Source organism: Dyella sp. SG609 (genome assembly GCF_012275375.1).
GTDB classification, from domain to species: Bacteria; Pseudomonadota; Gammaproteobacteria; order Xanthomonadales; family Rhodanobacteraceae; genus Dyella_D; species Dyella_D marensis.
The window spans coordinates 143,769-157,317 of sequence record NZ_JAAZQJ010000008.1; the positions used below are offsets into that span (position 1 = coordinate 143,769).

The 13,549-nt window shown below is 67.9% G+C and carries 13 protein-coding genes; 7 read left to right on the forward strand and 6 right to left on the reverse strand.

Translation table 11 applies throughout. The features are described from left to right. The first annotated feature begins 144 nt into the window (after positions 1 to 144). From FHW85_RS15325 to FHW85_RS15335, 3 genes are all read left to right on the forward strand, one after another. Positions 145 to 2,364 (forward strand): hypothetical protein, encoded by a 2,220-nt coding sequence (locus FHW85_RS15325; protein WP_168648834.1) that lies wholly within the window; start codon positions 145 to 147, stop codon positions 2,362 to 2,364. A 60-nt stretch (positions 2,365 to 2,424) separates the two neighbouring features. Beyond that, positions 2,425 to 3,516 carry a PA0069 family radical SAM protein gene (locus tag FHW85_RS15330; RefSeq protein ID WP_168648835.1) on the forward strand — a complete coding sequence of 364 codons (1,092 nt, stop codon included), beginning with the start codon at positions 2,425 to 2,427 and terminating at the stop codon, positions 3,514 to 3,516. Between the two features lie 115 nt (positions 3,517 to 3,631). Then, positions 3,632 to 4,720 (forward strand): PA0069 family radical SAM protein, encoded by a 1,089-nt coding sequence (locus FHW85_RS15335; RefSeq protein ID WP_343203708.1) that lies wholly within the window; start codon positions 3,632 to 3,634, stop codon positions 4,718 to 4,720. Between the two features lie 16 nt (positions 4,721 to 4,736). On the opposite strand, the gene FHW85_RS15340 is transcribed toward FHW85_RS15335, so the two are convergent. From FHW85_RS15340 to FHW85_RS15365, 6 genes are all read right to left on the reverse strand, one after another. Beyond that, positions 4,737 to 6,023, reverse strand: a complete 1,287-nt coding sequence (locus tag FHW85_RS15340; protein WP_208399624.1) for a type II toxin-antitoxin system HipA family toxin — start codon at positions 6,021 to 6,023, stop codon at positions 4,737 to 4,739. Positions 6,024 to 6,035: 12 nt separating this feature from the next. Next, complete coding sequence (locus FHW85_RS15345) at positions 6,036 to 6,347, reverse strand: helix-turn-helix transcriptional regulator (RefSeq protein WP_168648837.1); 312 nt, start codon at positions 6,345 to 6,347, stop codon at positions 6,036 to 6,038. 291 nt (positions 6,348 to 6,638) lie between these two features. Next, positions 6,639 to 8,669, reverse strand: a complete 2,031-nt coding sequence (locus FHW85_RS15350; protein WP_168648838.1) for a S9 family peptidase — start codon at positions 8,667 to 8,669, stop codon at positions 6,639 to 6,641. A 136-nt stretch (positions 8,670 to 8,805) separates the two neighbouring features. Then, on the reverse strand, positions 8,806 to 9,729 hold the full coding sequence (locus FHW85_RS15355) for a patatin-like phospholipase family protein (protein WP_167252849.1): 924 nt from the start codon (positions 9,727 to 9,729) through the stop codon (positions 8,806 to 8,808). Between the two features lie 89 nt (positions 9,730 to 9,818). Continuing rightward, positions 9,819 to 10,517 carry a 2OG-Fe(II) oxygenase gene (locus tag FHW85_RS15360; RefSeq protein WP_168648839.1) on the reverse strand — a complete coding sequence of 233 codons (699 nt, stop codon included), beginning with the start codon at positions 10,515 to 10,517 and terminating at the stop codon, positions 9,819 to 9,821. A gap of 53 nt (positions 10,518 to 10,570) precedes the next feature. Further along, positions 10,571 to 11,587 carry a class 1 fructose-bisphosphatase gene (locus FHW85_RS15365; RefSeq protein ID WP_167252847.1) on the reverse strand — a complete coding sequence of 339 codons (1,017 nt, stop codon included), beginning with the start codon at positions 11,585 to 11,587 and terminating at the stop codon, positions 10,571 to 10,573. Between the two features lie 185 nt (positions 11,588 to 11,772). Between FHW85_RS15365 and FHW85_RS15370 the strand changes: the two genes are divergently transcribed. The 4 genes from FHW85_RS15370 (at position 11,773) to FHW85_RS15385 (ending at position 13,536) form a co-directional block, all read left to right on the forward strand. Beyond that, positions 11,773 to 12,147, forward strand: a complete 375-nt coding sequence (locus FHW85_RS15370; RefSeq protein ID WP_167252846.1) for a VOC family protein — start codon at positions 11,773 to 11,775, stop codon at positions 12,145 to 12,147. A 170-nt stretch (positions 12,148 to 12,317) separates the two neighbouring features. Next, complete coding sequence (locus tag FHW85_RS15375; RefSeq protein ID WP_167252845.1) at positions 12,318 to 12,929, forward strand: DJ-1/PfpI family protein; 612 nt, start codon at positions 12,318 to 12,320, stop codon at positions 12,927 to 12,929. A gap of 11 nt (positions 12,930 to 12,940) precedes the next feature. Beyond that, the gene (locus tag FHW85_RS15380; protein WP_167252844.1) at positions 12,941 to 13,135 is read left to right on the forward strand and encodes a hypothetical protein; all 195 of its coding nucleotides are present in this window, start codon (positions 12,941 to 12,943) and stop codon (positions 13,133 to 13,135) included. Continuing rightward, entirely contained in the window at positions 13,132 to 13,536 is a 405-nt protein-coding gene (locus FHW85_RS15385) for a GFA family protein (protein WP_168648840.1), read from the forward strand. The genes FHW85_RS15380 and FHW85_RS15385 overlap by 4 nt, the downstream gene beginning before the upstream one ends. Positions 13,537 to 13,549: the final 13 nt, after the last annotated feature.

Consider the following 13,549-nt stretch of genomic DNA (forward strand, 5'->3'; position numbering starts at 1 on the left):
AAAAGATCGGCGCGACGCTTGCGACGCTACGCCGACCCCGGCGCGGATCATAGTCGGCCGAAGGTCCGGGGTTTTGCCGCGCCGCGCACAATCCCCGTGCGCACGCGTCGTAAGATCGCCCCGATCCCACCACGGTGACGGCCCATGGAAGCGAAGTCCACCGATGTGCGGCGCGCAGGGTGGCTGCAGCGCCTGTTCGACGGCGCCGGCGGCAAGGTCGCCTTGCTGCTCGATCACCTCAAGCCCTTGCGGGTGTCGCTGTGCATCCTCGCCTTCGCAGTGGTGGTGGCGACCAGCGTGGACCAGGCGGCGGAGCTGTTCCTGATCGCGGTGTGGATCGACCCCAGCATCGGCCGCTACCTGGCCCTGCTGGCCAGCAGCGCGCTGGCCGGCCTGGCCGTGTGGTACGGCGCGCGCAACGCCTACCGGCTCATCTATCTGCGCTGGCCCGCGCTGCAGGACCGCCGCGGCGCCGGCATCCGCAACTGGCTGCCGCGCATCATGGGCGCGTCGATCCCGCTGCTGGTGCTGCTGGGCTACGTGCTGGCTCTGGTGCGGGTGCCGCATGGGCCCTGCGGCATGACCCAGGACTGCGAAGGACGCATGTGGCGCGCGGCCGGCCTGCTGCTGGTTTCGCTGGGACTGATCGTGTTCTTCATGACGCGCCGCCGCCTGCTCAATGCGCTGCCGAAGCTGGCGAAGGTCTGCGCGCTGCCCTCGCAGGAAGAACGCGTCGAGCGCGTCGGCATGCTGGGCCGCGCCGCGCGCCGCGTGTATGTGCTGTCGATCCTGGCCAATATCGCCGCCACCGTGCTGATCGCGTTCCGGCCCGAGCTGCTGGACGGCATCGGCCCGCTGGCGATCCTGCTGATCGCCGCGGCCTTCCTCGCCTTGAACGGCGGCTGGGCCTGCATGCTGGCCGACCGCCGCGGCTTCCCGCTGCTCACCGGACTGCTGGCGCTCAGCGCGCTGCTGCACGTGCTGCATCTGAACGACAACCACCGCGTGCGCCAATACCCCGGCATGAGCACGCATAGCCATCCCGAAACCGCACCGGCGGACCACCGCCCGAGCTTCGACGACTACGCCAACGCCTGGCTCGACCAGCGCTGCGCCAACCGCAAGTCCTGTCCGGTGGTGGTGGCCGCCGCCGAGGGCGGCGGCATCCGCGGCGCGGCGTGGACGGCGCTGGTGCTGGCGCGCCTCACCGCGATGGTGGATGCGCGGCATCCGCAGCAGGGCGAGCCGCTGCTGGCGCGCTACCTGTTCGCCGGCAGCGGCGTCTCCGGCGGCAGCCTGGGCCTGGCCACCTACACGGCCTTGCTGCGCCAGCCCGCCGGCGTCCGCCCGGACACCATGGAAACCCGTGCGCGCAGCTTGCTCGACCACGATTTCCTCGCCCCGACCCTGGCCAACATGCTGTTCGTCGATTTCACCCAGCGCTGGCTGCCGGGCGCCTGGTTCGACGACCGCTCCCGCGCGCTCACCCGCGCCTGGGAGCACGCCGGCCGCAAGCAGGGCGTGGAGGCGTTCGCCCAGCCGTTCGCCGCGCTCTACAGCACCGCCGACGGCCGTCCGGACATCGGCACGCCGGCGCTGTTCCTCAACAGCACCACCGTGGCCGAGGGGCGGCGCTTTATCCAGCATCCGTTCCGGCCGATGGCGACGCCGCAGGTGCAGCCGTGGACCGCCGCCTTCGACGGCTCCGCCTGGCTGGATCCGCGCGTGCCGCTGAGCGAAGCCGTGCTCGACAGCGCGCGCTTCACCTACGTCAGCCCGGCCGGCACGCTGGAAACCGCGCCGCCTGCCGGCGTGACCCCGCCGGTGCCGTCGCGCCTGCAGCTGGTCGATGGCGGCTATTTCGAAAACTCCGGCGCGGTGACGCTGAGCGAAGTGATGCACCGCCTGCACGAGCTGGCCAGGGCGCGCGGGCAGGAGCTGCGCTTCATCGTGCTGCACATCAGCAACGATCCGCAGATGGACGATTTCGTCGACCGCCACGACCCGGCGCATCCGCTGCCGCTGTACACCACCGCCTGCTCGGGCGTCCAGGTAGCCGGCGGCAAGGGCAGCGCACCCAGCGGCGAAGCCACGGCGCCATTGCTGGCCCTGCTCGACACGCGCACCGCCCGCGGCGAGTACGCGCGGGCGCGGCTGCTGGAAAGCCTGCATCCGAACCCGGCCGACCCGGCGCAGGGCGACATGCTGTGGCATTTCCGGCTGTGCCCCGGCGAGTATCCGATCCCGCTGGGCTGGACCATCTCCACCCCGGTCTTCGACGAAATGCAGCGCCAGCTCGAGCACAACTATCCGCTGGCGACCATGGCCGAGGCGCTCGATACCCAGCTTTCCGGCGCGCCATGAACCATGCGTCCGGCGGCTGAATCTCAGCCGCTGCGACGACTCCGGCGTAGCCTGTGCGGCATGTCCGAGCTCGCCAAACCCGCCCGCATCATCAAGGGCCGGGGTTCGTCGTCCCGCACGGTCAGCCGCTTCGACAAGCGCATCTACACCGCGGAAGACGACGGCTGGTACCAGGAGCAGGACGAAGCGCCCCGCCTGCCTACCGAAGTGCGCGAGGACATCGCGCGCAGCATCATCAGCCGCAACGATTCGCCGGACGTGGGCTTCTCGCAGTCGGTCAATCCGTACAAGGGCTGCGAGCATGGCTGCGTGTACTGCTTCGCGCGGCCCACCCACGCCTATCTGGATCTCTCGCCCGGCCTGGACTTCGAAACCAAGCTGTTCGCCAAGACCAACGCCGCCGAACTGCTGCGCAAGGAACTGGCCAAGCCCGGCTACCGCTGTTCGTCCATCGCGCTGGGCATCAATACCGACGCCTACCAGCCGATCGAACGCAAGTACCGCATCACGCGGCAGTGCCTGGAGATCTTCGCGGAGACGAGGCATCCCGTCGGCTTCATCACCAAGAACGCGCTGATCGAACGCGACATCGACCTGCTCGCCGCGATGGCGCGCGAGCGCCTGGTGAACGTGTACTTCTCGGTCACCACCCTGGACAACCGCCTGGCCTCGCGCATGGAACCGCGCGCCAGCGCGCCGCATGCCCGGCTGCGCGCGATGAAGGCCCTGCATGAGGCCGGTGTGCCGGTGGGCGTGATGGTGGCGCCGGTGATCCCGATGATCACCGACCGCGAAATGGAAGCGATCCTGGAAGCCGCCAGGGAGCATGGCGCGCAGGCCGCCGGCTTCGTGCTGCTGCGCCTGCCGCACGAGCTGAAGACGATCTGGCGCGAATGGCTGGAACTGCATTACCCGGAGCGCGCCGCGCACGTGATGAGCCTGATGCGCCAGATGCATGGCGGCAAGGATTACGACAGCGCCTTCGGCCGGCGCATGCGCGGCGAGGGGCCGTTCGCCCAGCTCATCCAGCAGCGTTTTGCCAAGGCTTATGCCCGGCTGGGCTTCGGCCGGCTGCCGCCAACGGATGCCAGCCGCTTCGTCCCGCCCCGGCCGCCGTCGCCGCAGGGCGAGCTGTTCGGCGAGCTGTTCTAGCGGGGCATGTGTCGCGCCGGGCGAGACGCGCGCGGCGCACACTGTGCGGATGGCCGCGCCTTCCGATCCCGTCCCCTCCGACCCCGTGCCCTCCGACCCCGTGCCCTCCGACCCCGTGCCGACCGATCCTTGGCTGCGCGCGCTCAAGGGCCGTGGCGCCGCGTCCAATCCGCAGGGGCGCTTCGAAACCATCCGGCGCCACGCCGAGGACGACGGCTGGCAGCACGCCCTGCTGGTCGAGGATCAGCCGCGCCCGCAGACCGTGGTGACGGAAGAACACGCGCGCAGCGTGATTACCCGCAACGATTCGCCGGACATCGGTTTCGACCGGGCGATGAATCCCTACCGTGGCTGCGAGCACGGCTGCGTGTACTGCTTCGCGCGGCCGTCGCACAGCTATCTGAATCTGTCGCCGGGGCTGGATTTCGAAACCAGGCTGCGCGCCAAGAGCAACTTCGCCGAGGTGCTGCGCGCGGAACTGGCCAAGCCCGGTTACGTGCCCAGGCCGATCAATATCGGCAGCAACACCGACGTCTATCAACCGATCGAGAAGCACCGGCGGCTGACGCGTGCCGCACTCGAGGTGCTGGCCGAATGCCGGCATCCGTTCACCATCGTCACCAAGAACGCGATGATCGAGCGCGACCTGGATCTGCTCGCCCCCATGGCGCGCGATGGGCTGGTGCAGATCTTCATCTCGATCAATTCGCTGGATAACCAGCTCGCTTCCAGACTGGAACCGCGGGCCAGCGCTCCGCACCGGCGGATCAAGGCGGTGCGCACGCTGGCCGAGGCGGGTGTTCCGGTCGGCGTGCTGGTGGCGCCGATCATTCCCGCGCTCAACGACCGCGACATGGAAGCGGTGCTGGAACAAGCCGCCGACGCAGGCGCGAACAGCGCCGGCTACACCGTGCTGCGCCTGCCGCATGAGTTGAAGACGCTGTTCCGCGAATGGCTGGCCCTGCACGCACCGCAGCGCGCCGAACACGTGATGAGCCTGGTGCAGCAGATGAACGGCGGCCGCGACTACGACAGCGACTTCGCCACGCGGATGCGCGGGCAGGGCGTGTTCGCCGATCTGTTGCGCAGGCGCTTCGAGGTGGCTTGCCGGAAACATCGTTTCGGGCGGGCGTGGGAACTGCAGCTCGATGTTTCGCGTTTCGTGCCACCACGCGCGCCATCGCGTCAGGGGCAATTGTTCTAGATCCCCGATCGAGCGATCAGGCCAGCAGGTAGCTGGCGATGTGCCCGGTTTCCTTCGGCGGCACATCCGCCTGGCGAGCGAAGTCAGTCCACTGAGCCACCGCTTGCTGTACGTCCTTCATGATGGCGCTTGCATCAGCAATCTGGAACACGTCAGCGACCTTCATGAAATCGGCGCGGTCGGCGCCGTCGAATTTCCCCGCGACGGACATGAGGTGGTGCCTGGTCCAATAGCCGTCCGGGTTATGGGCGAACGTGATGTCATAAGCGGGCGACAGCTCCCACGCGCCTTCCTCACGCAGCAGGAAGGAGTGGTTCTTGCTGTGATCGTCGCAGTTCCAGGCGAGCCAGTTGAAGACCATTCGTCGGAACGCCTGCTGCCTTGCCTCGAGGTCCAGGCCTAGGCGATTCATGGCCAGGAACAGCTGCTCGTAACTGTTTGTGTCGCGCATCTTGTAGTCGATGTGGTCGAGTCCACACAGCGTCTGCATGTGATGCTTGGAATTGCCGTCCCGATCGAAACGTTTGGTCATGAAGTGGCGGCGGCCGTTTTCATGCAGCAGGCGGCATTCGGACATGGTGATGCCGGCGGCGGTTGCCATCAGGTAGTACGCATACTCGATGCGGCCATGCGCCTGCGATTGGCCAAGCTCGGTGTCTTCACCCAGGCCGTCGAATTTGATGAGCCAGTGTTCGAAGCCGGTAGCGGTATGGAACTGGCCGCTGCGGAGTTCCCTGGTCTCGGGATTGAATGCCACCACGGCCTTGGCGCGTGCGCCGCCGGCGGAGGTGCCGACGCGAATGATGCTGGCCAGCGCTTCTTTGGAGTGGGTGTCGTCAGTCAGATCGCCGTGGAGGACATCGCGGGCTACGCGCACCAGCTCCGCCATCTGCAGCGGGCCCGAGCGGTCGCGGGTGATCCCTCGGGCTGGATGGAACTCGAGGGCGCCCATGCCGCGCCTGCCCATGTAGGCCAGGCGATCGAGGGAAGTGATCTGGTTCCTGTCGACGCCGCGCGTGGCCATATAGGCATCGATGAGGGCTGAGCCGAAGTCGTCCGGCAGGGCGTCCGCCAGCAGGCCTGGCAGGCGCTTGTAAGTGTCCTCGCGAAGATGCGGAAAGAGAAACGGCTGGCGTGCCTCCGCGAGCGGCATGGTGAGCGGCGCCAGTTCCACGCCGCGCTTTATCCATGCTGGCGCGTACTCAAAAGCGTAGGCGCCATGGCGGTGATCAGGGCTTACGGCGCCGACGAGCTTGTTCCAGATGCGTACTTCGATGGCGTCCACATGGTTGAACATGGCCATGGCTCGGGCGTCCTATTTCTTCTTGCGAGGGACACTCACGCGCTGGGCGCGCCTGCCCTGGCGCAAGGCAGCCATGGGGCTGACGGAAGGAAGCGGGGCGATGGCTTTCAGGTCGTCGGTGATGCCCATGGCCCTGAGCACTTTCACCAGCGTCGCCGTGGTCGACGATCCGCCGGTTTCCAGATGATGGATGGAGCGTGTCGAGACATTCGCCATCCTGGCGAGGTCCTCCTGGCTGTATCCCAAGCGGATGCGTTGATCGCGGAGGCGTTGACCGAGTTCGGCCAGAACCGTCTCCGTTGGTGCTTCGATGTTCGTCGACATCGTGCAGTACTCTGCTTATTAAAGGCCTCTATGCCGTTAATCAGCAGTCTAGCGCAGATTTAAGGGTATCGGCTAAGAAATTATATGCATAATAGTGCATATGAGTGCCAGAAACGCCTTTAAAACTACTTAAGATGCAAATTAAGACAAATCCTAGCTTCGGAAGGGGTTCACTCCGCACCACTGAATAGATCGCTGAATAGATTCTTCGTTCGATATATCTTTTATATCAATGGCTTGTGTGCGCGATTGCATAGATTGGTGAATAGATTCCCACACCCATCCCCACCCTCACGGCGCCGCCGGCAGATACTTCTGGAACCACAGCAAGGCCCGCTGCAGCACATCGCGCTGATGCTCCGGATCCACGAAGTGATGCCCTTCATTCGGATAGATCACCAATGAAGTGGCCACACCCTGCGCACGCAAGGCGTGCCAGAACTCCAGCGACTGCGCGGCGGGGCATTCGGCGTCGCGGTCGCCGACCACCACCAGGGTGGGGGCGGTGATCTTCTTGATGTAGTTGACCGCCGAGCTCTTCGCGTACACCGCCGGGTCGTCGTACACGGTGGCGCCGAAGTACGGCGGCATCCACTGGTCGATCAGATTCTGGCCGTAATAGCTCTGCCAGTTGCCGATGCCGGCGCCGGCCACCACCGCCTTGAAGCGCTGGGTCTGAGTGGGGGCGAACATGCTCATGAAGCCGCCGTAGCTCCAGCCGGTCAGGCCCAGGCGCCGGTCGTCCACCGGAAGGCGCTTTTCGATGGCGTCGATGCCGGCCAGGGTGTCGCTGAGGTCGCCATAGCCGAAGTCCTTGCGGTTGGCCTGCACGAAGGCCTCGCCCTGACCGTAGCTGCCGCGCGGATTGGGCAGGAACACGAAATAGCCCAGCGCGCCGAACGGGATGCCGCCGTAGCCGACGCGCGGCCAGTGCGAGATCAGCGCGCTGGCCGGACCGCCGTGGACGTTCACCACCATGGGATAGGTCCTGGCCGGGTCGTAGCCGGCCGGATAGATCAGCCAGCCCTGCATGCGGCGGCCGTCGTGCTCCCATTCCACCGACTCGGCCTTGCCCCAGGTCGGCTTGTTGTCGGCATTGATGTGCGTGACGGCAGGCGGCGGCGTCTGCCCGAGCGGGCCGGCGTGGACTTCCGGCGCGGCGTCGAACGAATGCTGCACGAAGGCGAGGCGGGCCTGGTCTTTGGACAGCGAGAGCGCCATCGCCGCGCTGCCATCGGTAATCGTGGCGGGCAGGGTGAACAGCACGCGCTCCTGCGTCGCGGCGGTAGCGGTCACCGTGTAGTCCGCCACCTGGCTCTGTCCGCCGGCGACCTGGCTGACCAGCATGTGCGCCGCGTCCTTCCACGCCAGCCACACCGGCGTGACGTGAATGCCGGGCGTGAGATTGACGGGTTCGCCGCCGCCGGCCGCCACGCTGTAGATGTCGCCGCCGGTGGCGCCCTGGTCGCTCATCAGGCCGCCGATAAAGGCGATGCGCTGGCCATCCGGCGACCAGGTGGGCAGGGCCAGCTGCAGGCCGTGCAGGCTGCCGCGCGTGGCGGCCGGGTCCACCGCCGCGCGGGCGGCGGCGCCGGGCTGCGCGTCCTGCACCAGCAGCTTGGCGATCCACCAGTTGTTGTCGCCCGGCGGCGGCGCGGCGACGAAGGCGATGCGCTGCGCATCCGGCGACCAGGAGAATTCGTACACATGGCTGCCGGCGGGCGTGAGCAGGCGCGGCGTGCCGCCTTCGGCGGCCACCATGGCGACGCGCTGCACCTCGACGCCGTCCACGCCGATCTCGCCCTCGGCCGGCTTGGCCGCTTCCAGCGCGCTGGCGCGGCGCGTGCCGTTTTCCACGTAGAGAAAGCCCAGCGCCTTGCCGTCCGGCGCCCAGCTCAGATCCTGCGCCGGGCCCTTGAGCACCGACAGTTTCTTCAGGCCCTTCGGGTCGCCGGCGTCGGCGACAAACAGATCCTTGTGCTTGTCGCTGTTGCCGCAATCGGCCAGGAACGCCAGGTGCCGCGAATCCGGCGCCCAGGCGATATCGGTCTGGCTGCAGCTGCCCGGCTGGATCGACGTGACCGCATGCGCATCGCTGCCGTCGGCCTTGGCCACTTCCACCATCGGCTTGCCCTTGCTGCGCACCACCCAGGCCAGGCGCTGGCCGTCGGGCGAGAGCTGCACCATCTGGATCGGCCGCGTCCTGCCCAGCTCGGCCAGCACGTGCTCGATGCGCGGATCGACGCCCGCCTGATCGGCGAACGCCAGCGGCGAGACCGCCAGGGCGAGGGCGGTGGGAAGCCAACGGAGCGCGTGGCGCATGGGATTCTCGGCGGGGCGGGGGGAAGCCACGCAAGCTAGCAGCCCAACCCGGCCCGGACTACCCAGCTACCGGCTCTGCCGGCGTCCCGGCGTGCTGGTTACAATCCGTGGCCCTCTCTCCGCGAACGGCACCGGCTCAGTGCGTCGCCACCACCGGCGCGGCGGGCGCCTTGCGTGCCGCTTCGAGCGTGGCGAGCTTCGCCTTGATCGCCGGCATGGCCGCCATCGCGGCGCGTTCGCCTTCCAGGATGGCCTGGTTCTTCTGCTCGAAATCGGTGGCGCCGATCTGATTGACCTTGGGCCGGATCACCACGTCGGCGCGCGCCAGCTCCTGCTCGCCGAGCTTCTGGCCCATGATGCTGATCGACTGGCCGACCACGCCGAGCATGCCCTGCGGATTGGAACCGTCGGCCTTGCTGGAGATATCCACCGCGATCACCACGTCCGCGCCGAGCTGGCGCGTGGCGTCCACCGGCACCGGGCTGACCACGCCGCCGTCCACGTAATGCTTGCCGCTGATCTCCACCGGCTCGAACACGCCGGGGATGCTGCTGGACGCGCGCACCGCCTGCCCCGTATTGCCGCGCACGAACACGGTGCGGCGGCCTTCCTCCAGCTGGGTGGAGACGGCGGCGAACGGCAGCTTGAGCTTCTCGATCGGACGGTTGCCGACCAGCTGGTTGACGTAGTCCTGCAGCTTCTGGCCCTGCACCAGGCCGCGCGAGAAGAACTGCATGTCGCGGATCTTGGCCTCGTCCAGGTTGAAGGCCTGCTCCTGCAGCTGGAACGGATCCATGCCGCTGGCGTACAGCGCACCGACCACGCTGCCGGCGCTGGTGCCGGCCACCACGTCCGGATGGATGCCATTGGCTTCCAGCATCTTGATCACGCCGATATGCGCAAAACCCTTGGCCGCACCGCCGCCCAAGGCCAGGCCGATGCGCAGCTTGGGCAGCACCACCGCGGGCGGCGGGGCTGGCGTGGGCTTGGGTTTGCCACCGATGCAGGCGGTGAGGGCGAGAGCGGACAGCAGCAGGGCGAAGCGGGCGGGGCGGCGCATGGAATCGGCAGCGAGTGGTCGGATGGCGGGCGAGTGTAAGGCCGGATCGGGGCGGCGCGCGGCGCGGCTGCGGCGCCGCCCGGGACGGCTCAGCCGCCGTATAGCTTTTCGGCGCGCTGGAACAGCACCCAGCTGGTGGCGATGTACTTGTCGCCGCCGCGCGGCCGGTTGCCGCGATGGGTATGGGTGAACGCGGCCGGCGCCAGCAGCAGGCTGCCGGTGCGCGGCGCCACCTTGCGCTGCTGGTGCAGGAACTCGGTCTCGCCTTCGGCGAAGCCGTCGTTGAGGTAGATCGTCCACAGCAGGTGGCGGTGCAGGGTCTGCGCGGTGGCATCGCGCGGAAACAGCTCGCAATGCCAGTACGGATAGCCGCCGCTGCCGGCGCGGTAGCGCTGCAGGTTGATCGAGCCGGGCACGAACACCTGCCGCGCCAAGGCGCCGAGCGCGGCGTCGTCCATGGCTGCCACGTCCGCTTCGCCCAGGCGGCGGCGCTCACCGGTGGCGGGGTCCGGCACCTGCAGCATCAGCGGCGCGATCAGCGTGTACGGATAACGCCGCAGATAGGCCACCAGGCCTTCGAGCATGGCCAGGTTCAAGGCCGTTTCCGCATCGCGCCACTGCGGCTGGCCGCTGATGGTGATGTCGTGGCTCAGCTTGAGCTCCGGATACACGCCGCCGCCGACCTGGCCCGGCACCGCGTCGCCGCTGTGCTCGAAGCGCTCGATCAGCGCGGCGCAGTGTTCCGGCGCCAGCGCGCCGTGGAAGACCTCGATGAAATCGCCCGGCATATCCCCTTCCTTGCGAGGCGGGCCGTCGCGCGACGGCCCGCTGACGTGACGCCTCAGCCTTGCGCGCCGTCGGCTTCGCGATGGTAGTGCGTGGCCAGCTCGATCTCTTTCTTCGAGCCGAGGAACACCGGCACGCGCTGGTGCAGGCCGGTGGGCTGCAGCTCCATGATGCGCTCGCGCCCGGTGGTGGCCGCGCCGCCGGCCTGCTCGACGATGAAGGCCATCGGGTTGGCCTCGTACATCAGGCGCAGCTTGCCGCCCTTGGCCTTGTTCCTGGCGTCCAGCGGATAGAAGAACACGCCGCCGCGGGTCACGATGCGGTGCACGTCGGCCACCATCGAGGCCACCCAGCGCATGTTGAAGTCCTTCGCGCGCGGGCCTTCCTTGCCGGCCAGCAGCTCGCCGACGTAGCGCTGCATCGGCGCTTCCCAATGGCGCTGGTTGGACATGTTGACGGCGAACTCCGCGGTCTCTTCCGGGATGCGGATGTCGCGGCGGCTCAGGGTAAAGCTGCCCACCTCGCGGTCCAGGGTGAACTCGTGGGTGCCGTGGCCGAAGGTCAGCACCATCAGCGTGGCCGGGCCGTAGACCACGTAGCCGGCGGCCAGCTGCTCGGTGCCGGGCTGCTGGAAGTGCTCGGCGGCGGGTTCGCTGATGCCGTCGGGGCAGCGCAGGATCGAGAAGATCGTGCCGACCGACACGTTGATGTCGATGTTCGACGAACCATCCAGCGGATCGAACAGCAGCAGGTGGTTGCCCTTGGGGTACATGTCGGGGATCGGCTGCGGGTCTTCCATCTCTTCCGAGGCGCAGGCGGCGAGCTGGCCGCCCCAGGCGTTGGCTTCGAGCAGGATCTCGTTGGAGATCACGTCCAGCTTCTTCTGCGCCTCGCCCTGCACGTTGTCGCTGCCGGCATTGCCCAGCACGCCGCCCAGGGCGCCCTTGCCGGTGGCCACCGAGATGCGCTTGCAGGCGCGGGCGACCACTTCGATCAGCAGGGACAGTTCGGCGTTGATGCGGCCGGCGCGGCGTTCCTCGATCAGGAACTGGATGAGCGAAACGGGCTTCATGGCGGGTCCGTAACGAAAGGGAACGCGCATTGTCCGGGCAGTTGCTGAACCGCGCCAGCCGGAAAACGACCCGGTGCTTTCACCGTTCCATCACCGCCGGCCGCAGCGGCCTGCTGACAACACGTTGGCAGCAGGGGGTCCCCAGACTTCGCTCCACGCATCGAGACCCCACAAGGAACAAGGCCATGCTCAACCCCGTCGTCACCAACTGGTTCGAAATCCCGGTCCGCCAGATGGACCGCGCCATCCGCTTCTACGACGCCTCGCTGGGCACCGCGCTGCGCAGCGAACTGTTCGGCGGCATGGAGCTGGCGGTGTTCCCCTACGACGCCGACCAGCACGTCACCGGCGCGCTGATGCGCCTGGACGAATGCGAGCCGTCCATGCACGGCAGCACGGTGTACCTGAGCGTGGCCGACGTGGCGCAGACCCTGGCCAAGGTGGAAGCGGCCGGCGGCGCGGTGATCGTGCCGCGCACGGAACTGCCGGAAGGCAAGGGCGCATTCGCGCAATTCCGGGACAGCGAGGGCAACCGGGTGGGCCTATGGTCCCGGCAGTGACCTGAAACCCGCTCCCCCGCCGCCGGCATGGGCCGGGCGGCGGGCGGGTGAGGCGGCGCGATGTCGTGGCGCGCCGCCTTCATTCGTCATGACCAGGAAGGTCCTCGTTATCCGCAGCCCGCCATCCCCGCGCGGCGCTCCGGCCAGGCATCGATCAGGAGGGAACTGAAATGCGTGACACCGTGTATTTCCTGGCTTTCGACGGCTATGCCGACTGGGAAGCCGCGCTCGCCCTGTGCGAGATCCGCCGTCCCGGCGACTGGCGCATCGTGACGGTGGGCTTCTCGGCCCGGCCGGTCACTTCGATGGGCGGACTGTGCGTCACGCCCGAGCTGACCCTGGACCGGATCGACCTGTCCCGCGCGGCGTTGCTGATTCTTCCCGGCGGCCACCTGTGGCAGCGCGGCGAAGGGCAGGAAGCCGTGGAGGCGGCCGAACGCGTGCACGCCGCCGGCGGCACCGTCGCGGCGATCAGCAGCGCGGTGCTGGCGCTGGCGCGGCACGGCCTGATGGCGCGCAGCCGCCACACCGGCAATCTCACCGGCTTCGTCGGCGGCTACGGGGCTGTCTATGACGGTTCCGGGAAGTACGACCCCGATGCGCTGGCCGTCAGCGACGGCGGCTTCATCACCGCCAGCAGCCTGGGCAGCGTGGAGCTGGCGCGCGAGGTGATCCGCACGCTGGATCTCTACAGCGGCAGCGACCGCGAACACTGGTACCGCCTGTTCAAGCACGCCACGCCGCCGCCCTGGTATGCGGGCGAGCGCGCGGTCACCGTCTGAGGCTTATCGCCATGCATTCTCCCGATCCGATCAACCGCGCACTGATGGCTTACCGGCCGCTGTTCCTCAGCGGCCTGTCGCTGGACGGGCAATACCGTCCGTCGCCCAAGCCGGCCAGGCGCAAACCGCAACCGGCCAGCGGCCTTGCCGCGACCTTGGCCATCGCCGCCGCCGCGTGGCATGCCATTCGAGGAAACGCCCGATGACCAGGACCTATCACGGCAGCTGCCACTGTGGCCGCGTGCGCTACGAAGCCGACATCGACTTGTCGACCGGCACCGGCAAGTGCAATTGCTCGATCTGCTGGAAACAGCGCTTCTGGGGCGTGACGGTGAAGCCGGAGGCATTCCGCCTGACGGCAGGCGAGGACGAACTGGCCAGCTACCAGTTCAACACCCACAGCTGCCAGCACCTGTTCTGCAGGCATTGCGGCGTGAAGCCGTTCGGCCGCGGCTATGTCGAGGAAATCGGCGGCGCGTTCGTCTCGGTCAATCTTGCCAGCCTCGACGACGTCGAGCCGGCTGAGCTGGCCGAAGCGCCGGTGCGCTACTTCGACGGCCGCCACAACAACTGGATGGAAACGCCGGCGGAGACCCGGCACCTGTGAGCGCAGCGGCGGC